Source organism: Neoroseomonas marina (assembly GCF_012927745.1).
GTDB classification, from domain to species: domain Bacteria; phylum Pseudomonadota; class Alphaproteobacteria; order Acetobacterales; family Acetobacteraceae; genus Neoroseomonas; species Neoroseomonas marina.
In genome coordinates, this window is the sequence record NZ_JABBKX010000002.1 from 391,341 (window position 1) to 410,770 (window position 19,430).

A 19,430-nucleotide genomic window follows, 5' to 3' on the forward strand; every position below is an offset into this window, starting at 1 on the left:
TCCGGGCCGGTGCGACGCTTCCGGTCTTCCGTCACCAGTTGACCCGCAGGCCGGCGACGCCCTGCAGCGTATCCTGGCTGCTGTTGACGTCGTCGAGGGTCCAGCGATAGTCGGCGAGCGCGTAGAGGCTGACATTGCGCCCCACCCGCGCGGTGAGGCCGATGCCCGCCTGCAGCGCCGTATCCCCGATGCGCATGCCGATCGGTTCCGACCCGCCGAGCGCGACGCGGTCGCTGTCGGAATTGCCGTGCCACAGGTTCACCCTGGCGAAGGGCTGCCACAGCGTGTTGCCCGACTGCGCCGTGTACTGCACGCGTGCACCGACGCGGCCCAGGATTGCGCTTCCCGGCGACCAGCGCACCGACGAATAGGCGTCGGTCGTGTTGGCCACGTCGACGGTCTGCCAGATCATCTGCGCCTGCGGCTCGAGCTGCCAGCCGCCGCCGAGCGCCACCGGGTACCCGGCTTCCAGCGACGCCGCATAGGCCTGCCCGTCGGTATCGAGGCGCGTGCCGTCGCGCCCGGTCGCCCGCGCATCGATGAAGCTCGCCTGCAGCACGGCGTCGACGTACCAGCCCGTCGGCCCGAAATGCGTCCAGTAGGCGCCGACCGCGGGGCCATCCAGCGCGAGCTTGCCGACCGCGCTGTCCGCCACGCCGAGCGCCGTGCCGGAGATGTCGGCATTGTAGCGTGCCTGGGCGACGTAGATGCCGACATGGTCGCGATGTCCGTCCGAACCCGTGCGCCGGAAGAGATCGAGGCCCGCCTGGAAGCCGACCAGGTCGCCTTCGGCCGACGGCGCCGCACCGCCGTTCCAGCGGCTGTCGCTGCGTTCCCCGAAGCTGCGCGCCCAGGCGCCGTTGACGTAGGGGCTGCCGCTCTCGAGGCCGCGGATGTTCTCCTCCTCGCCGACGCGCGCATGCAGCGTGCCGAGCGTCGCCATCCCCATCTGGCGCATCAGCGCCGGGATCGGGGCGTAGAGGGCGACCTCCGGCCGGTAGAGCGGCACCGAATCCTGTCCCGGCCCGGCCGGGAGGGCGGAGCGCAGGAACCAGTCCTCCCCGGAGGTGCTGCCGCCGCGGAACAGCTGGTATTCGTAGGCGCCCGCGACGACACGGCTTTCGAGGCGGAAGGCGCCGGGCGCGGTGGTCGCGCCGGAGGCCGTCTCGAGCACGCGGATGCCGTCGCCGAGCGTCAGCGCGCCGGGCCCGCCGGCATTGGCGACGCGCAGCAGCGAGATGCCGCCCGCCGTGCCGCCGACCAGGCGGATGCGGTCCGTCGGACTGTTGTCGCCGCCGAGATAGGTGGTCAGCCCGATCACGCCGCCCTGGCCCACGACGCTGCCGTTCACCGTCAGCACCGTGCCGGGAACGTGGCCGAGGGTGGTGAAGCCGGCATTGACCAGCCCGCCGATCGTCTGGTCGCGATCGGCGAGGTCGAGCACGCCGCCGGCGCCCACGACATGCACCGAGGAGGCGCTGAACACGCCGGGTGCCCCGGCGCGCAGCGTGCCGGCATTGACGCGCGTCTCGCCCGTGTAGGACGCCGGCCCGTTCAGCACCGTCGTGCCCGGGCCGTTCTGCTCGACGCTGCCCTGGCCGGCGATGGCGCCGTCGAATCCGAGCGTTCCGGCACGGTCGAAGACCAGCGTGCCGTCATTGCGCACCGGGCCGAGCAGGCTGCCGTTCATGCCGCCGGCGCCGATGCGCAGCCGCGCGCCCGGCGCGATGGTGGTCCCGCCGGCATAGGCGTTCGCCCCCGTCAGCGTCAGCATGCCGGCGCCCGTCACCGTCAGCCCGCCGGCGCCGGTGATGCCCTGCACGATGGTGGGCGTGAAGCCGTTGGTGTCGATCGTGCCGCCCGGCGCGAGCAGGCTGATCGGCCGGGTCGCCGCCGGATCGAAGGCGGCGTCGAAGCGCAGCGTGCCGCCGTTGAAGACGATCGCCGCGGTCGGCGCGCCCAGCGCGTTGTCGGCCGCGACGGCGAGCACGCCGCCGGTCAGCCGCGTGCCGCCGGTGAAGCCGTTGCCCCCCGGATCCGCCGGCAGCAGCCGCAGCACGCCGGCGCCGGTCTTCTCGATCCAGCCGGTCCCCGTGATCAGGCCCGCATAGACGCCGGCATCCGGCTGCGCGAACCGCACCAGGCCGTCATCGGTGATGACGAGCGGCAGGTCCTGGCCCCGCCCCTGCAGGATACCCGGCGCATCGACGGTCACCGCGCCAGTGAAGCCCGCATTGTTCGCCGCGAGGATGAGCGTGCCTTCCTGCACGCGGATCAGCCCGACATCCGTCACCGGGCTGGTCAGCGTCCAGGTCCCGGTCCCGTTCTTGTAGAGCTCCTCGAAGGTGGTGAAGGTGCCGGCCATGCTGTCGGTGCCGGAGCCGCTCAGATAGACGAGGTCGTGTCCTTCCCCGCCGGAGAAGGTCCCGGTGATCACCGAGCCCGTGTAGATGCGCAGGATGTCGTCGCCGCGCAGCAGGTGCAGCCCGCCCAGGATGGTGCCCTGGTTGGCGAAGTCGACGCTGGCGAAGGCCGAACCGCCGAGCACGCTGCCCGGTGCCATGGACCCGCCGGGCGCTTCGATCACGCCGGTCGGACCGTTGATGATGGTGTTGCGGCTGTAGTCGGCCTGCAGCCAGATGGCGGTGGTGTACGGCGCCTGGATCAGCCCGTTGTTGATGACGGTGCTGCCGGTGCCCTGCAGGTTCACGGCCTCGCCCCGGTCCTGCGTGCCGAGGGCGAGCACCCGCCCGCCCTGGGTGACGGTCAGTACGCCGTTGTCGCGGAACTCGATGGTGTTGCCGCCGGTCTCGTAGGCACCCTCGCTCACGACCGCGGTGGTCGTGATCGTCCCGCCGACCGTGACGTTCGCGCCGTCGCGCAGGCTGATGCCCGGCGCATCCCCGACCGTGACCTCGGCCCCGGCATCCAAGCGGACGGTCTGGTTGTCGCCGGCGGGCGTGTTGCCGGCGCCGATGGTCGCGGTAACGGGATTGGGCGCATCGGCGGTGCAGGTCGTAGAACTGCCGACCGTCGTGCAGGCCGCGGAGACCGGGGCCGACCCGAGCGCCAGTGCCAGCGGCAGCGAGAATATCGACAGGCCAAGCCAGAAACGCCGATGGCAGGGCGCGGGGACGGGGGGATGGCGAGACATGACCGGCGGCTCCTCGTTCGTGGCGGCCGGACGTGGGCGGGCCGCGTCTGCGGCGCCTCGTTCTCACAAAAACGCGAGATAGAGATCGGAAAAGAGACGACGCACCCGATCGGTCTCACGGGCCCCTGCTCCGCGGCAGTCATGAATCGTTAAAACTCTTGCCGTGATTCGGCGCTGCGGCGGCCGTCGCCTCGGTTCAGGCCGGGCGGCCGGGCGTGGATCCGCTGCCGGCGGCCGGCCGCGCGCCGATCCCCATGCGCCAGGCCACGTCGTCCCGTCGCACGAAGGCGTGCCACAACACGGCGCCGACATGCAGCGCCACGGCGGCGAGCATGCCGTTCGCCAGCAGCTCGTGGACGTCCTTCACCGTGCGCCGCCATCCCGTGGAGGCCAGGCTGTTCGGCAGCGTGGCGACCCCGGCGAGGTCGAACGGCACGCGGCCCGACAGGGCCGTGAGGAGCCCGCTGAGCGGCAGCGCCAGCATCAGGACGTAGAGCAGCAGGTGCGCGGCATGGGCGAGGCGCACCTCCCACACCGGCGCGCCGGGTGCCGGCCCCGGCGCGCCGCCGGTCCAGCGCGCCAGCAGCCGGGGCAGCAGCAGGGCCAGCACGGCGAGCCCGAGCAACGCATGCCCGCCCACCACGAAGGTCCTGCTCGGGCCGCGGCCGAAGACTTCGGCCAGCTGGGCGCCGAGCCAGGCGAACGCGATCGCCAAGGCCATGGTCCAGTGCAGGACGATGGAAGGAATGGAATACCGCTGGCCGGTCACGGGCAGATCCTCGCTGGTCGGGGCGCAGGTCGCTGGCGCCTGCGACCGCAGCACATGGCGCCGTGGCGCCGAGGTGTCCTTGATGTGACGCAGCCCGAGGTCGAGGAACCACGACGCGATGCCGCCGCCCGGCGGACCGGGCGGCGGCATGCTCCTGCGGAACGGGCGGGGAGACGGGACCTGCCCCGCCCGGTCCGCTCAGTGCGACGGGCGGCCGCGTTCCCCGCAGGCCCAGCCATGGCTGTGGACCAGGCCGTCGTCGCGATCCTCGGTCGGCGCCGGGATCACGCGGGGGCGCTGCTGGGCCGGGCGGGGGGGCTCCGTGGCCCAGCCGTGGGAATGCACCAGGCCGTCGTCGTGGCGGTCGTTGCTCATGGATCGTCTCCTCGTTCTGGGGTCAGTGCGCCGGTTGCGGCTGCTTGGCGTTGCCCGTCCCGCGCGCCTCCGGCGCGACGAACTGCGCGGTCTCGGTGGAATGCGCCATCGCCGTGGTGGAGGACTGGCCGCCCGAGGCCGCCATCGCCACCGCGTCGAAGTAGCCGACGCCGACCTCGCGCTGGTGGCGCACGGCGGTGAAGCCGTTCTGCTCCTCGGCGAACTCGGCCTGCTGCAGCTCGCTGTAGGCGCCCATGCCGCGCTCGGCGTAGCCGCGTGCCAGCTTGAACATCGACAGGTTCAGGCTGTGGAAGCCGGCGAGCGTGACGAACTGGAACTTGTAGCCCATCGCGCCGATCTCGCGCTGGAAGCGCGCCGCGGCCTCCACGCCCATCTTCCGCTGCCAGTTGAAGGACGGCGAGCAGTTGTAGGCGAGCATCTTGCCGGGGAACTCGCGGTGGATTGCTTCCGCGAATTCGCGTGCATCGTCGAGGTCGGGGTCCGAGGTCTCCCACCACAGCAGGTCGGCATAGGGCGCGTAGGCCAGGCTGCGCGCGATGGCGTACTGCTTGCCGACGCCCGGCTTGATGCGGAAGAAGCCTTCCGGCGTGCGCTCGCCGCTGATGAAGGGCCGGTCGCGCTCATCCACATCGGCGGTCAGCAGCTGTGCGGATTCCGCATCGGTGCGGCAGAGCAGCACGGTGGGGACGCCTTCCACATCGGCGGCGAGCCGCGCGGCGTTCAGCGTGCGGATGTGCTGGCTGATCGGCACCAGCACCTTGCCGCCGAGATGGCCGCACTTCTTCTCGGATGCCAGCTGGTCCTCGAAATGCACGCCGGCGGCACCGGCCTCGATCATGGCGCGCATGAGCTCGTAGGCGTTGAGCGCACCGCCGAAGCCGGCCTCGGCGTCGGCGATGATCGGCGCCATGTAGTGGGTGCGGTCATCGGCCTTGCCGTCGAGCCGTTCCATCGTCGCGATCTGGTCCGCGCGGCGCAGCGAGGCGTTGATGCGGCTGATCACCTTCGGCACGGAGTCCACGGGATAGAGCGACTGGTCGGGGTACATCTGCCCGGCGCTGTTCGCATCCGCGGCCACCTGCCACCCCGAGAGGTAGATCGCCTTCAGCCCGGCCTTCACCTGCTGCAGCGCCTGCATGCCGGTCAGCGCGCCGAGCGTGTTCACGAAGGGCTCGTTGCGCAGCAGCTCCCACAGGCGGCGGGCGCCGTTCTCGGCCAGCGTGTGCCTCACGCGGAAGGACCCGGCGATGCGCGCGACATCGGCATCCGTGTAGTCGCGGCGGATGCCGGCGAAGCGGTTCGGATCCTGCGGCGGCAAGCCGCTGCCGGAACCGTCGGGGGCGAAGCAGGGCGTCGTGGTCGGGCGCATGGTCATCCTCGGGAAACACTCGGCCGGTGCATCCGGCGCCCGTGAATAATTCACATTGCACTGCCGAGAATCACCAGCGATCTTGGGTGCGGCGCAGCAAGAATGTGGATGTTTTCACATCTAGCGCCCCGAAATTGTGAAGGGTGTAAATTCATGGCACGCCCCCTGATCGGCCGGACCGTGCGACGCCTGCGCGCCGAGCGCGGCCTCACGCAGCAGGCGCTCGCCACGCGCCTCGGCATCTCCGCGAGCTACCTGAACCTCATCGAGCACGACCAGCGCGCGGTCACCGCCTCGCTGCTGATCAAGCTGACCGAGACGCTCGGCGTCGAGCTCGCCGCGTTGTCGGGGAGCGCCGAACGGCAACTGGAAGCGGGCCTGCGCGAGGTGCTGTCCGACCCGATGCTCGGCCTCGACGAAGTGCCGGAACCCGAGGTCGCGACGCTCGCTGCCTCCGCGCCCAACGCCGCGCGCGCCGTGCTGGCGCTCTATCGCGCCTGGCGCGTCGCGCGGGAGGATTCCTCCGGCCTCGCCCTGCCCACCGGCCGACGCATCCTGCTGCCGAACGAGGAGACGCGGGACTTCTTCCACGACCGCGCCAACCACTTCCCCGCGCTGGAATCCGCCGCCGAGGCGATCGGCCGCGAGCTTGGCGCCCGTCCCGCCGAGATGAACCACGCCATCGCCGAGCGCCTGCGCCGCGTGCATGGCCTGACGGTACTGGTCGGCCCGATGGACGGCGCGCTGCGCCGGCACGACGCGGCAGCGCGCGTGCTGCACCTGTCGGAATCCCTGCCGCGCGAATCCCGCGGCTTCCAGATGGCCTTCACGCTGATGCTGATCGAGGCGCGCGAGGCCGTCGACCAGACGCTCGCCGGTGCGGAGCCCTCGACGCCCGAGGCGGGGCAGATGATCCGCATCGGCCTGCTGAACTACGCCGCGGGCGCGCTGCTGATGCCCTATGCGCCCTACCTCGCCGCCGCGCGCGAGCTGCGCCACGACATCGAGGCCCTGGCCGCGCGCTTCGGCGTGTCCTTCGAACAGGCGGCGCAACGCCTGTCCACGCTGCAACGCGACGGCGCGCGCGGCGTGCCCTTCTTCTTCCTGCGCGTCGATCCGGCGGGCAATGTGGGCAAGCGTTTCTCCGCCGCCGGCTTCCCCTTCGCGCGCTTCGGCGGGTCCTGCCCGCGCTGGGTGGTGCACGAGGCCTTCGCGACGCCGGGGCGCATCCGCGTGCAGGTGGCGCGCCTGCCCGATGGAGCGACCTTCCTCACGGTCGCGCGCACCGTGCAGGGACCGGCGGCGCATTGGGGCGAACCCCCGCCCGTGCATGTCGTCGCCATGGGCTGCGACATCGCCCGCGCGCCGGACCTGGTCTATGCGGACGGCCTCGACCTCGACACCGCCGCGGTCGGCATCGGCCTGTCCTGCCGGCTCTGCGACCGCGCCGAGTGCCGGTCCCGCGCCTTCCCGCCGCTCGAGCATCGCCTGGTGCTCGACCCGTCCGTCGAGGGCGCCTCACCCTATGCCTTCGAGGCGTCCTCCCCCCGAGTCAGCCCAGGATCCAGCCCCGCGACAGATCGCCCCAGTCCCGGCTCATCGCCTCCCAATCCACCGCGGGGGCGGGGGCGTCGCTGACCGGGTCGGGGGCGGGTTCCGGCGCCAGCGCGGCCAACGCCGCGTCATAGGCTGCTGGATCCTCGGCGACCGCCGCATCGAGGCCGAGCAGGGCCGCGACCTCCTGCCGCAGTGCGAGGTCGGGACCGGGCGGCGGCGCCGAGGCCTTGGCGAAGATCGCGTCGAGTTCCGCCGCGGTGGGGAAGGCATCCTCCGGCACCACGGACGGCGCGGGCGCGGGCGCCGGATCGGCCGACGGCACCCAGACCTCGGTCGGCATCACCGGGTCGTCGGCCAGGATGAGGGGGACGTCGGACAGCGACAGCCAGGGGAACATGCGCGCGCCTCGGCAGGGAGGGATGGCGCGGCGTCCTGCCGCTGATTAACGACACCTTCACCAATGCCACGGGCGCGGGCAGGACTTAAGCGGAAATCGTGTGACGTTAACCATAAACAATCATGGGTTGAGAGAGCTGCCCGGGGCGCTCCCCACTGGCGCAATCCGCCCGGCAATGGCACGACCTCATCCCAAGCGGTCCGTCCCGGACCAGGATCAGGAAGTGCGCCCATGACCCGCAGCCTCCGCGTCGCGGTCCAGATGGACCCGGTCGAATCCATCAACATCGACGCCGATTCCACCTTCGCCCTGATGCTCGAAGCGCAGGCGCGCGGCCATGCGCTGTGGCACTACCACGTGCGCGACCTGGCGCTCCGCGGCGGCCGCGTCACCGCCTGGGCCAAGCCGATCACGGTCCGCCGCGAATACGGCAACCACTTCACCTTCGGCGCGGAGGAGGAGCTCGACCTCGGCTCCGGCGCGGACGTGGTGCTGATGCGCCAGGATCCGCCCTTCGACATGGCCTACATCACGGCCACGCACATCCTCGAGCACATCCACCCGAAGACGCTCGTGGTCAACGACCCCGCCGAGGTGCGCAACGCGCCGGAGAAGCTGTTCGTCACGCACTTCCCCGACCTGATGCCGATCACCATGGTCACCGCCGACCGGCGCCGCATCGCGGCGTTCCGGGAGCAGCACGGGGACATCATCATCAAGCCGCTGTTCGGCAATGGCGGCGCCGGCGTGTTCCACCTGCGCCCCGACGATCCGAACATGAACGCGCTGGTCGAGATGTTCACCGAGCGCTCGCGCGAACCGCTGGTGATCCAGAAATACGTCCCCGCCGTGCGGCTGGGCGACAAGCGCATCATCCTGGTGGACGGCGTCGCGATGGGCGCCATCAACCGCGTTCCCGCCATGGGCGAAGCGCGGTCGAACATGCATGTCGGCGGCCGTCCGGAACCGACCAAGCTGACCGAGCGCGAAAAGGAGATCTGCGCGGCGATCGGCCCCGAGCTGAAGAAGCGCGGCATGATCTTCGTGGGCATCGACGTGATCGGCGGGTTCCTTACCGAGATCAACGTGACCTCGCCGACCGGACTGCAGGAGATCGCGCGCTTCGACGGCGTGCATCTGGAAAAGGCGATCTGGGACGCGATCGAGGGGAAGGTCGGGGGAGGGTGAACCTCCCCCATACCCACCTTTGTCGAACCTGAGGCCAAGTCTGTTACGAGCCGGCACGCTGTGGCGTCCTCCTGGCGGGGAAAGGCCCCGCCAGCCTTGAGCATGGCCATGAGGTGGCCGACGAGTTCGATCTCTGGTGGCTCACCGGGGTCCTTGTTGGGGCTGATCACAACCTTATCGATCAGCGCACGGGCTGCCTCCAAGACCTCCGGTGCGTTGTCGCCCTCAATGGCCTGACGCAGCAACGCGACGCGCTTGGCGTAGACCTCGGCAAGGTTCGGGTGCAGGGCCGGCGCGGCAGCGGGTTCCTCTGCGAGCACGGTATCAACTGCTCCTTCCGCGCTTCCAGCTCCTCGAGCTTGCGCTGCATCCCGGGCGCGCGCACCCCATCGGCGATGGCCTCGACGAGGTTCTCCAGCTTCCGCTCCACCGCCTGAAGCTCCCGCCTGCCGGCTTCAGCGGTGGCCGAGGCCTCGGCCAGGCCCTTGTTCCACTCCTCGATAAAGGCCCTGCAGAATGCCGCCACATGCTCAGGCCGCATCAGCCGCGTCCCGAGCGCCTCCAGCACCATGGTCTCGAGCCTTGGCCGCCGGACGCGCCGGGTATTGGAGCAGACCCAGCCGCTCCGCACCGCGGCGCAGGCGAGGTAGTCCTTGCCAACGGAGCGAAACCCGTGCCCGCAAACGCCGCACACCACCTTGCCGGAGAGCAGGTCGCGCGGCCGCCGCCGGTCCCAGAACGCCGCCTCACCATTTTCGCTGCCAGGTGCAGCCTCGGCAGTGAGTCGAGCCTGCACACGCTCCCAGAGCTCGTCGTCGATGATCCGCAGCTCAGGGACGGGGACCTCGACGATCTCCTCCCGCGCGCGGGCACGGACAACCTGGGCCCCCGTCAGTGGGTCGCGCAGGCGCGCGTGGCGATTCCAGCGCAGCACGCCGACATAGGCGGGGTTGCGGAGGATGCCATCGCCGAGCCTCGGCCGGCCGCGGATGCTGGCATCATAGCAGGGCGCGCCTGTGGGACCGCGGATGCACTCCGCGTTCAGGGCCGCGGCGATGGCCCTCGGGCTGCGGCCCTCGGCGTAGTCCACAAATATCCGCCGGACGATTGCCGCCTCCCGCGGCTCGATCTCGCGCAGCCCGCGCTCCGGTTCTCCGTCAGCACCGAGGCGGCGGAGGAGACTATAACCGTAGGGCGTCCGCCTGCAGGCGCGCCCCTTGCGGAGGGGAGGGTTCCCTTCGGTCATGATGATGTCTTGATTGTGGGGAGTGATCATGCTTTGGCCAGTATGTGCCTGGCCGCGCCAGTCTCCTATATTGAGATTGGCGAACATTATATAATAATATAATCGAATATTTCAATATCTGTCGAAATTATGACATATTATCAGCCAAATATACTTGATTCTATTTTTCTCTGGCGTGCTCCGGGTCGTCGCAAAAGCGCTGCCCGGCCCTGCGTGCAAATCCATCGGAACCTGCCCGGCGTCAGCACCCTTGAGACAGAGCGGTGTGGTTTGGGAACGGAGGATTTCTGGCTCATCTTCACTCCATCGACCGTTACGACGAGCCAGAGATCCTCCGCTCCTCAACTCTGCCGATCTGTCTCATGGGCGCCGACGCCAGACATTGGGCTCCGTCAAGAGTGTTTTGGTGGCGGGGCTCCGGCCAAGGGCATAGTAGGACCGGCCCCGCGGCTAGCGCGGAGTGGCCTGCCTGCCCACGGAGATGTCACGGCGGAGCCGGCCCCTCGCGTCGGATCAGCTATCGGGTTCAGGACCACCCTTAACGCCTGCATTCCGAGAGCCAAATCCTCCAGCCGATCCAGCACCGCCGCGTCGAGACCGATGCCGCACCATGCGAATCCCTCTGCGCCGCGCCGAGATCGTCCAGGTGCTGACGCTGGATGGCGAAGAAGGTTCGGTGGTGGACGAATGCTCTGGTGGGGCGCGCTCAGCGGCGCAACAGACTGCCGATGCTGCGCAGCGGCGCCGTGACCCGCCAGGAAGTGGAGGCGCGCAGCGCCGCGTTCTCCGCGCGCAGGCGCGCGACCTCCTGCCGCAGGGCATCGGCCGCCTGCGTGGGCACGACATCGCTGTTCTGGCCGAGCAGCGGCGCTGGAGGCGGCGGCATCAATGCGCGCCAGCCCGGCGCGTAGATGTCCATCACCTCGGGCTGCGCGAAGTGGCGCTGGTTGAACTGCTGTCGCTCCCAGCCATCGCCAAAGGGGTCGAAGACCGGCGCTTCGGTGCGCCGAAAGAAGGCGGTGGTCAGCACGTCCTCGACATGCTCCCACATCCTGTCGTCGCGCAGCACGTCATAGAGCTGCCGGATCGTCGGGATGTGAATGTCGTCTACTACAAGGATGCCGCCGCTGCGGACGCGCGGGTAGAAAAAGTAGTATTCGAGATGCGCGAAGGGAAAGCCGTGCGGTCCGTCGATCAGCACCAGGTCAAGCGGGCGCGGGAAGTCGAAGGACGGCAACGTGCGCTGCGAGGGTCCGATCACGAAGTCCACGCGCTCGGCCTGCAGGTGCGGCACCGCGCGCACCTTCTCTAGCGAATCTCCTTCGGCGATGGTGAAGCATGTGTGGCGCTCGGCAATGGTGGAGAGCACGACCGTGCTAAGCCCGCAGCCGGTCTCCGCACTCTCGCGCAGTCCAATCCCCTGCCCATGGCGCGCGACAGCGTCGAGCACGCGGATGTTGAGGTTACCGGAATCGTGCCACCATGCCGGCTGGCGGCTCGCCCAGTCTAGCGCCTCCGCGGCGCTACCGCTAGGTGAAGAGGTCTCGCGATCCATGCGTCATGTCCCACACGCCGCCCGGCCCGGAGCGGTGCGCTCCGCGGCCTTATGTGCCCGTGATGTACCCTCCGAGCGCTTATGGCAAGCGGTGGACGGGCGGCCCGCCGCTGGCGCGGCCATGTTGCTTGCCTCGCCTGCGGACACTGCGTAGACATTGCCTATGAGTGGAGCTCACTCTGTAATAATGAGCCAAGCATCAAGTAATCGCCGCGCCGGGCGTCGGTTAGCCGCCAGTGGGCGGCTTCTCGTCGACCTGACCGGGCCGATGCGCCGCACGCATGGCAGCGCCATTCGGGCCGAGGCGGCGATCGCCCGCGTCCTGCTTGCGCGCGACGATTTGCGTGCGCTGCCGGTCGCCTTCGACGAGACCGGCGCGATCTGCGCCCTGGACGAAGACGCGGTCGCCGCGATACTCAGCCCGCCGACGCCTCGGACGCGCTGGCGCGCTGCCGCGCCGCAGCCGGCGCCCGAGCCGGCGCCCGAGCCGACGCCCGAGCCGACGCCGCCGCGTTCGAGGCTGGCGCCACTACGAATGGCGACCGCGGCAGCCCGGGCGGTGGCGCGCAACGCCATCCGCATGCTGCCGGAACCGATCCGCGAGGACAGCCGCGCTGTTCTCATCCATGGTCGTGCGATCGTGCGGACCGTGCTGCGTGGCCGCACCCCGCCGGAACCACGTCCAGCCGCCGCGCTCGGGGCCACCGGCGAGCAGGCACCGCCGGCGGCATCACCGCCGCGCCTAACACGGCTGCGCGCGATCGTGCATCCTCGGGCCGGCGATCTGCTCTGGACAGTCGGCGCGCAAGGCGGCACGGCGCCGCTGCGCAGGCTTCGCGAGGATGACCGCTACAGTGGCCTGCGCGTTGCGGCGCTCGCACCTGCTGTGCCAGGCCGCCTCCCTGTAGCCGGCGCACTGGCCGACCTGCCGGCGACAGCGCTCGAGGCCACGACCCTCGATCTGCTGGCTGTGGCGAGCCTTTTAGTGGTACTTTCCGCGAGCGATCGCGACGGGCTGCTGGCCTTCGCCGCGGATCACGCTCTACCCGCACCGGAGGTCGCGGCGGTCCCCTCTGGATCAACCCTGGTGGACCTGTCCGAGGCGCACGCGCGGGTCCCAGACCCAGCCGGGCTGACCGGTCCGCGCCGCTTCGCGCTGTTCGAGGCGCCACCACGGGGGTGCGCCGGCCTGGAGCGGCTCGTGCGCAGTTGGGAGGTCGCCGCGCAGCAGCCCGGCTTCGACCTCGACCTGGTGGTGACCGGCGGCGAGGAGCCCGGATCGCACGCCGCGGCGGCGCTCGAAGCGACTTCGCTGCTCGGCGAGCGCATCCATTGGATCGATCGCTGCCCGGACGAGTTCCTGGCCGCGCTCTACCGGTCCGCCGAGGCCGTGCTCGTGCCCAACGACCCCGTGCTCGCCGCCTTCGCTCTGGCCGAGGCGCGAGCCTTCGGCTGCCCGGTGGCCACGCTACCGGGTGCCGACGCCGCGGCGTTGCTGGTGGCAGACGCGGAAGCTTGGCTGGAGGGGCTGCGCCGCATCGCCACGGCGCCGCGCGGCGATGCTGGGCTGGTCGATGCCGAAAGTTGGGGGGGCTCGGCCGCGGCGATTGCGCCGCTGCTCGCGGCGCTACTCTCGGCGCGCGCGGACGGCTAGCGTGCGCATCCTGCAGTTCAGCACACACACGACGCTGCGCCCGCGCCATGGCGGGCAACTGCGCAGCCATCACATCGCGCGGGTGATCGAGGAGGCCGGCTTTTCCGTGTCGCGGCTGGCGATCGGCTTCCGCCCACCCGATCACCGCGAGGACAAGCGCGAGCCGCTGATCGACATCGCGCCGACCAGCTTCTGGACACGCCCTGACTATGTCGCGCAGCCGGCCTGCCTGTCGGTCATCGGCGACTTCGCCTCGGTCACCGGCGTGCTTGACTGCCCGCCTGTCCTCGCGGAATGCGACCGGCTGGTGGCGCAGGCGGAGGCGGACGTCATTCTGCTCGAGCACCCCTGGACCTGGCCGCTGGTGGCTCGGCTGCCGCAGGTCGCCTCCGGAACCGTGCCAGTGGTCTACAGCAGCCAGAACGTTGAGACGCAGCTCAAGCGCCGCATTGCGCGGGACACCGGCATCTCGGTACCGGAGCATCTCCTCGCGGCGATCGAGGCGCTGGAAACCGATCTCGTACGCAGTGCCGCGGCGGTTGTGGCCTGCACGGCGGCGGACGGCGCGGCCTTCACGGCTTGGGGCGCGCGCGAGGTCGTCATCGCGCCGAATGGCGGGATGCGGCGGGACCGCAACCACTTGCTGGACGTGCTGCCGGCGCCGCTTGTGCCTGGGCAGCGCTACGCGCTGGTGGTCGGAAGCGAACACCCGCCGAACGTCTCCGGATTCCTCGAACTAGTAGCGCCGGCGCTGGCCGGGCTGCGTCCGCACCATCGGATCGTGGTGGCGGGCCGCATGGGCGCGCCGGTGCTCGAGGAGATGCAGCGCGTCGGCGCCGCCGGCCACCTGTCTGGCCGGCTCGAAGTGATGGGCGAGGTGGACACGATTACGCTCGATGCGCTGATCGCGAACGCGCATGTGCTGCTGGTGCCCATCCTCTACGGGGGCGGGTCAAACGTGAAGACTGCCGAGGCGCTGCTATCGGGCCGCGCGGTGGTGGCGAGCGCAACGGCGCTCCGCGGCTTCGACGGATTCGAGGATCTTGCCGGCCTCACCGTCGCGGGCGATGCCCCGGCGTCCTTCCGCGAAGCGGTGCTCGCGGCGCTCGAGCGCGCGCCCGAACGCCCCGATGCGGATCACCCGGCGTTGCGCTCGCTCCTGTGGGATTCGACGGTACAGCCGATCGTGGAGCTGCTGCGCCGGATTGGCAGCCGGGCCGGCGCCGGGGAGCCCGGCGAAGCCAGGAGCGCGGTGGCGCGACCGTGACGCGTGTCCCGTCGGATCAGTTTACGATGCCCGCGCCTATCTACTTGCAATCATACATGGGTTGTCCCCGATTTGAACCTGTTAAGCGGCCCATCATGGGTTAGGGTCAGCCGGGCGGCATGCGAGTTCGGTAGAAGCGGCTCCGTGCCCCCGAACCCCCTCCCTTTTCTGGTCACCTGGCGCCGCCCGCGGCGGTCAGTCCCCAGGTGTCAAGGAAGGTTGAGGGGGGGCTCCGGGGGGAGAAGTTCCCTTCTCCCCCCGCACTTTGCTGCGCGGGGGAACGGATGCTGAAGCTCTGGGGCCGGGTAAACTCGGTCAACGTCAAGAAGGTGCTGTGGATGCTCGACGAGCTCGGGCTTCCCTATGACCGCGTCGATGCCGGCATGGAGCATGGCGTGGTCGACACGCCGGCCTATCGCGCGATGAATCCCAACAGCCGCGTGCCGACCATCGAGGATGGCGGCGTCGTGCTGTGGGAATCGAATTCGATCCTGCGCTACCTCGCGATGAAGCACGGCAGCGCCCTCTACCCCGCCGATCCGGCGGCGCGCGCGAGTGCCGACCGCTGGATGGACTGGCAGCTCTCCACGCTCTCGCCGGCCGAGCGCAACCTCTTCTGGGGCCTGGTGCGCACGCCCGCCGACAAGCGCGACATGAATGCGGTGATGGCCGCGGCGAAGGCGGCGGGCGACTGCTGGGCGATGCTCGACGCGCATGTCGCGCGGAACGGTGGCCCCTACATCGACGGCGCGGCGATGACGGTCGCGGACATCGTGCTCGGCTGCTACGCGCGGCGCTGGTTCGGCGAGGAAGTGCGCGTCGAGGGCATGCCGCACTTCCCCGCCCTCGCGGCCTGGTATGCCAAGGTGGGCGAGCGCCCCGGCTTCCAGCGCCGGGTCGCCGTGCCGATGACATGAGCGACCCGCCGGACGACCACGACGCCTATCTGCGGGCCTACTACGAGTCCAATCGCGCGGAGCGCGAGCGCCTCGCCGCCAGGCTCGACCGAACGCCCTTCGGGGAGAGGCTGGCGTCGCGGCTCTGGCGTGAGCTCAGCTGGTGCCGGGACGGCGAAGGCCTGATCCACGCCCACCACCGCGACTATTGCGGCCATGGCCTGATCCGCACCGCGACCGGCGTGATGCTGTGCGAGATCCAGGACGGGCACCAGCCGGGGCCGCCGATCGCCCAATGGCCGGACCGCGATGCGTTCGTCGCCTTCTTCGCGCGCCAGTCCGACTGGACCTGCTCCGGCTGGGAACCGGCCGAGCCGGTCTTCTACACGGACGACCCGTGGGCGCGGTCGAACCAACGGCTGACGCGCGCGATCATCGAGGGGTTCCTGCCCTTCTGGTAGTGAGGTCCGCAGCCCGGAATGCGAAGGGCGTCAGCCCTTCACGTCCATCGCCTGCCGCAGCCCGTCGCTCAGCAGGTTGAAGCAGATGCTCGTCACGAAGATGCACGCCCCCGGCAGCACCGCGACCCAGGGCTGCACGTAGATCGCCGTGCGCAGCGTGTTCAGCATCAGCCCCCATTCCGGCTCCGGCGGCTTGGTGCCGAGACCCAGGAACGACAGCCCCGACGCCAGGATCATGCACACGCTGATCAACGAGGTCGCATAGACGAAGATCGGCCCCAGCACGTTCCCCAGCACATGCACCCGCACGATGGTGAAGGCGCTCGCCCCCGACGCCCGGGCCGCATCCACGAAGTCGAGGTTCCGCACGCCCGTCGTAACACTCTCCGCCACGCGGATGATCGGTGGGATGAACACCAGCGTCAGCGCCAGGATCGCGTTCACGATGCCGGCCCCGAGCGCGCCCGAGATCGCCACCGCCAGCAGCACGGATGGGAAGGCGTAGAAGATGTCGGTGGTCCGCATGATCGCCATGTTGACCTTCCCGCCCGCGAAGCCCGCGAGCACGCCGAGGAACGTCCCGATCACGAAGGCGAGCAGCACCGGCGTGATCCCCATGAACCAGGACAGCCGCCCGCCGTAGAGCAGTCGCGTCAGCATGTCGCGGCCGAGCTCGTCGGTGCCGAGCGGATAGTTCGTCGTCCCGATTGCCCGCAGCCGGCGGATCATCGACCCCTGGTAGGGATCTTGCGGCGCGATCAGCGGCGCGAAGACGATGGCGAGGAACATCACCAGCAGCACCGCCGCACAGGCGATGGTCAGCGGATCGCGCCGCAGCCGCTTCCACACGCCGGCCCAATAGCCCTGGCTCTTCGCGACGGACTGCTTCGCCTGGACCGCCAGCTCGGCCTCGGCGGCGGAGGGTGTCGTGGACATGCTCATCGACCGTCTCTCCTCACGCCCCGCTTGATCCGTCGCGCGGTCATGCGCGCTTGATCCTGGGATCGAGCGCCGTCTGCACCAGGTCCACCGCCAGGTTCAGCGCCACGAAGAACATCGCGAGCACGAGGATCGTCCCCTGCAGCACCGGCAGGTCGCGCTGGAAGATCGCGTTGTTCAGCAGCAGCCCGGTGCCGGGCCAGGAGAACACCGTCTCCACCAGGATCGACCCGCCCATCAGGTAGCCGAGCTGCAGCCCCATGACCGCGAGCGCGTTCGGCGCCGCGTTCTTCACGACATGCAGGAAGATCCCCCCGCGCGTGAGGCCCTTGCCCCGCAGCGCAGTGACGAATTCCTGGTTCATGATCTCGGCGATGATGCCGCGCACCGTGCGCGTGACGATGCCCATCGGGATGACGGCGAGGGTCACCGCCGGCAGCACCAGGTGCTTCACATGCTCCCAGTCCCAGGCCCAGTCGCCCGACCCGCCCGGCCCCGCGCCCATCGCGGGCAGCCAGTTCAGCTGCACCGAGAAGATCACCACCAGTACCATGCCGAGCCAGTAATGCGGCACCGACACGCCCGCGACCGCGACCGATACCGCCGCGCGGTCGACGAAGGACCCGCGGAAGGTCCCCGCCAGCCCGCCCAGCACGCAGCCCAGCGTGAAGCCGATGAGCGACGCCGCGATCGCCAGCATCAGCGTGTTCTGGATCGCCCCCGACAGGTCGGACCACACGCTGCGCCCGGTCGCCAGCGACCGTCCCAGATCCCCCTGCGCCACCTTGGACAGCCAGATCCCGAACTGCACCGGCAACGGCTTGTCGAGCCCGTAGTCGCGCCGCACCTGTTCCACCACGTCGCCTGGCGCATCCGCCGGCACGATGGCGTTGATCGGATCGCCCGGCGCGATCTGCACCAGCATGAAGCAGACGAACCCGACCGCGAGAGCGATCGGGATCGCGTAGATGATCCGGCGGATCAGGTAGAACAGCATGCGGTCATCCCATGGGACTGCCGGGATGCAGCAAGGGTCGTGCCACCTCCCCCCGGGGGGCGACGGCGCCCCGCATCGGCCCAGCCCTGCCCAGAGCTGCGCCATCCTGCCCGCCGTGCGGGCGGGGTTGCGCCCTGCCTGCCCGCGTGCTGATCGATCCGGATGCGCCTGCTGCTGCTGAACGGGAACACCGATCCCGCCATCACCGACCTGGTCGCCACCCGCGCCGCCGAGGCCCTGCCCCGCCTCGGCCTGCCGCCCGCCGAGCTGGTGCCGGCCACGGCGCCCTTCGGCGCCCGCTACATCGCGACGCGCGCCGCCGTCGCCATCGCCGGCCACGCCGTCCTCGCCGCGCTGGCCGAGCAGATCGGCCCCGACAATCCCCGCGGCTTCGACGCCGCCATCATCGCCTGCTTCGGCGAACCGGGCATCGAGGCCGCGCGCGAGCTGCTGCCGATCCCGGTCCACGGCATGGCGGATGCCTCGCTGGCCGCCGCCTTCGCCATCGCCCCGCGCATCGCGCTGCTGACCGGCGGCGCCGCCTGGATCCCGATGCTCGAGGAATTCGCCCTCATCCGCGGCCACGGGCCCGACCGCGTTCTGGTGCGCGGGGTCGCCCCCACCGGGGACATGATCGCCCGCGACCCCGAAGGCGCCGTCGCCCTCCTCGCCGGGGCCGCGACCCAGGCCGCTGCCGACGGCGCCGGCGCGGTGGTCTTGGGCGGCGCGGGTCTCGCGGGCCTCGCGCAGCGCGTGGCGCCGCTCGTGCGGGTCCCGGTGCTCGACAGCCTCGACTGCGCGCTGGTCGCCGCGCTGGGCACCCCGCCAGCCGTGCCGCAACGGGTGCCCCAGGCGCCGCAACAGGGCCTTTCCCCGGCGCTCGCACGGCTCATGGCCGGCCCGGCCTGACCCGCGGCTTGCCCCTGGCCCCCGGGCCGCCTAGGTGAAGGGCAACCCGGCGGCCGCCTGGCCGCCCCCCGTAGTACGAGACGCCATTCAGAATGACCGACAAGCCGGAACCGCAGCCCGAAGAGGCCGCCATCACCCCCGAAACCGCCCCCGAACCGACCCCGGAGGAGCGGATCGCCGCGCTCGAAGCCGAGGTCGCGACGCTGAAGGACAAGTGGCTGCGCGCCGAGGCCGAGATGCAGAACCTGCGCGCCCGCACGGCGCGCGAGGTGCAGGAAGCCCGCGCCTACGCCACCCAGAAATTCGCCCGCGACGTCGTCGAGGCGGCCGAGAACCTGCGCCGCGGCATCGAGGCCCTGCCCGGGAAGCAGGCCAACGAGCCCGAGGTGCTCACCAAGATCCGCGACGGCATCGAAGGGGTGGAACGTTCCTTCCTCGGGATCCTCGAGCGGAACGGCGTGAAGTCCGAAAACCCGACCGGCAAGCCCTTCGACCCCGAGATGCACCAGGCGATGGCCGAACAGCCGGCACCCGAGGGCACGCTGTCCGGCACCGTGACGGCGTGCTGGACCCCGGCCTGGACGCTGAACGGGCGGCTGCTCAAGCCGGCGATGGTCGTCGTCGCCAAATGAAAGGACGCGGGGGAGAAGGACACTTCTCCCCTCGGCTTGCCGCG

At 70.4% G+C, this 19,430-nt stretch carries 17 protein-coding genes; 8 read left to right on the forward strand and 9 right to left on the reverse strand.

Features of this window, described 5'->3' with window-relative positions; all coding sequences use genetic code 11:
• Positions 1-31: 31 nt before the first annotated feature.
• The 4 genes from GWK16_RS07155 to aceA form a co-directional block, all read right to left on the reverse strand.
• Positions 32-2,563, reverse strand: a complete 2,532-nt coding sequence (locus GWK16_RS07155; protein WP_408903914.1) for an autotransporter family protein — start codon at positions 2,561-2,563, stop codon at positions 32-34.
• Positions 2,564-3,350: 787 nt separating this feature from the next.
• A complete protein-coding gene (locus GWK16_RS07160; RefSeq protein ID WP_170053260.1) occupies positions 3,351-4,073 on the reverse strand; it encodes a cytochrome b in 723 nt (240 codons plus the stop codon).
• A gap of 48 nt (positions 4,074-4,121) precedes the next feature.
• On the reverse strand, positions 4,122-4,298 hold the full coding sequence (locus tag GWK16_RS07165; RefSeq protein ID WP_170053261.1) for a hypothetical protein: 177 nt from the start codon (positions 4,296-4,298) through the stop codon (positions 4,122-4,124).
• A gap of 22 nt (positions 4,299-4,320) precedes the next feature.
• Positions 4,321-5,688, reverse strand: coding sequence for an isocitrate lyase (gene aceA, locus GWK16_RS07170; RefSeq protein WP_170053262.1), 1,368 nt, complete (start codon positions 5,686-5,688; stop codon positions 4,321-4,323).
• A 153-nt stretch (positions 5,689-5,841) separates the two neighbouring features.
• On the opposite strand from aceA, the gene GWK16_RS07175 reads away from it, so the two are divergent.
• Positions 5,842-7,326: a helix-turn-helix domain-containing protein gene (locus GWK16_RS07175; protein ID WP_170053263.1), complete on the forward strand. Its 1,485-nt coding sequence runs from the start codon at positions 5,842-5,844 to the stop codon at positions 7,324-7,326.
• Here GWK16_RS07175 and GWK16_RS07180 read toward each other — a convergent pair.
• Positions 7,241-7,642, reverse strand: a complete 402-nt coding sequence (locus GWK16_RS07180; RefSeq protein WP_170053264.1) for a hypothetical protein — start codon at positions 7,640-7,642, stop codon at positions 7,241-7,243. The genes GWK16_RS07175 and GWK16_RS07180 overlap by 86 nt on opposite strands.
• Positions 7,643-7,873: 231 nt before the next feature.
• Here GWK16_RS07180 and gshB point away from each other — a divergent pair, with 231 nt between their 5' ends.
• Positions 7,874-8,830, forward strand: coding sequence for a glutathione synthase (gene gshB / locus GWK16_RS07185; protein WP_170053265.1), 957 nt, complete (start codon positions 7,874-7,876; stop codon positions 8,828-8,830).
• 181 nt (positions 8,831-9,011) lie between these two features.
• Here gshB and GWK16_RS07190 read toward each other — a convergent pair whose 3' ends face one another.
• Both GWK16_RS07190 and GWK16_RS07195 read right to left on the reverse strand, forming a co-directional pair.
• Positions 9,012-10,163 carry a recombinase family protein gene (locus tag GWK16_RS07190; protein WP_170053266.1) on the reverse strand — a complete coding sequence of 384 codons (1,152 nt, stop codon included), beginning with the start codon at positions 10,161-10,163 and terminating at the stop codon, positions 9,012-9,014.
• A gap of 619 nt (positions 10,164-10,782) precedes the next feature.
• Complete coding sequence (locus GWK16_RS07195) at positions 10,783-11,631, reverse strand: class I SAM-dependent methyltransferase (RefSeq protein ID WP_170053267.1); 849 nt, start codon at positions 11,629-11,631, stop codon at positions 10,783-10,785.
• Positions 11,632-11,899: 268 nt separating this feature from the next.
• Between GWK16_RS07195 and GWK16_RS24975 the strand changes: the two genes are divergently transcribed.
• The 4 genes from GWK16_RS24975 (at position 11,900) to GWK16_RS07215 (ending at position 15,909) form a co-directional block, all read left to right on the forward strand.
• Positions 11,900-13,285: a glycosyltransferase gene (locus GWK16_RS24975; RefSeq protein WP_211187178.1), complete on the forward strand. Its 1,386-nt coding sequence runs from the start codon at positions 11,900-11,902 to the stop codon at positions 13,283-13,285.
• A gap of 1 nt (position 13,286) precedes the next feature.
• Positions 13,287-14,552, forward strand: coding sequence for a glycosyltransferase (locus GWK16_RS07205; RefSeq protein WP_170053268.1), 1,266 nt, complete (start codon positions 13,287-13,289; stop codon positions 14,550-14,552).
• 284 nt (positions 14,553-14,836) lie between these two features.
• A complete protein-coding gene (locus GWK16_RS07210; RefSeq protein WP_170053269.1) occupies positions 14,837-15,469 on the forward strand; it encodes a glutathione S-transferase family protein in 633 nt (210 codons plus the stop codon).
• A complete protein-coding gene (locus GWK16_RS07215) occupies positions 15,466-15,909 on the forward strand; it encodes a hypothetical protein (protein ID WP_170053270.1) in 444 nt (147 codons plus the stop codon). Before GWK16_RS07210 ends, GWK16_RS07215 begins: the two co-directional genes overlap by 4 nt.
• Positions 15,910-15,939: 30 nt before the next feature.
• On the opposite strand, the gene GWK16_RS07220 is transcribed toward GWK16_RS07215, so the two are convergent.
• Together GWK16_RS07220 and GWK16_RS07225 are read right to left on the reverse strand one after the other, a co-directional pair.
• Complete coding sequence (locus GWK16_RS07220; protein ID WP_248291209.1) at positions 15,940-16,851, reverse strand: ABC transporter permease; 912 nt, start codon at positions 16,849-16,851, stop codon at positions 15,940-15,942.
• Positions 16,852-16,891: 40 nt separating this feature from the next.
• Positions 16,892-17,845 carry an ABC transporter permease gene (locus tag GWK16_RS07225; protein ID WP_170053271.1) on the reverse strand — a complete coding sequence of 318 codons (954 nt, stop codon included), beginning with the start codon at positions 17,843-17,845 and terminating at the stop codon, positions 16,892-16,894.
• Positions 17,846-18,007: 162 nt separating this feature from the next.
• On the opposite strand from GWK16_RS07225, the gene GWK16_RS07230 reads away from it, so the two are divergent.
• A complete protein-coding gene (locus GWK16_RS07230; protein ID WP_170053272.1) occupies positions 18,008-18,754 on the forward strand; it encodes an aspartate/glutamate racemase family protein in 747 nt (248 codons plus the stop codon).
• Between the two features lie 92 nt (positions 18,755-18,846).
• A complete protein-coding gene (locus GWK16_RS07235; protein ID WP_170053273.1) occupies positions 18,847-19,386 on the forward strand; it encodes a nucleotide exchange factor GrpE in 540 nt (179 codons plus the stop codon).
• Positions 19,387-19,430 lie beyond the last annotated feature (44 nt).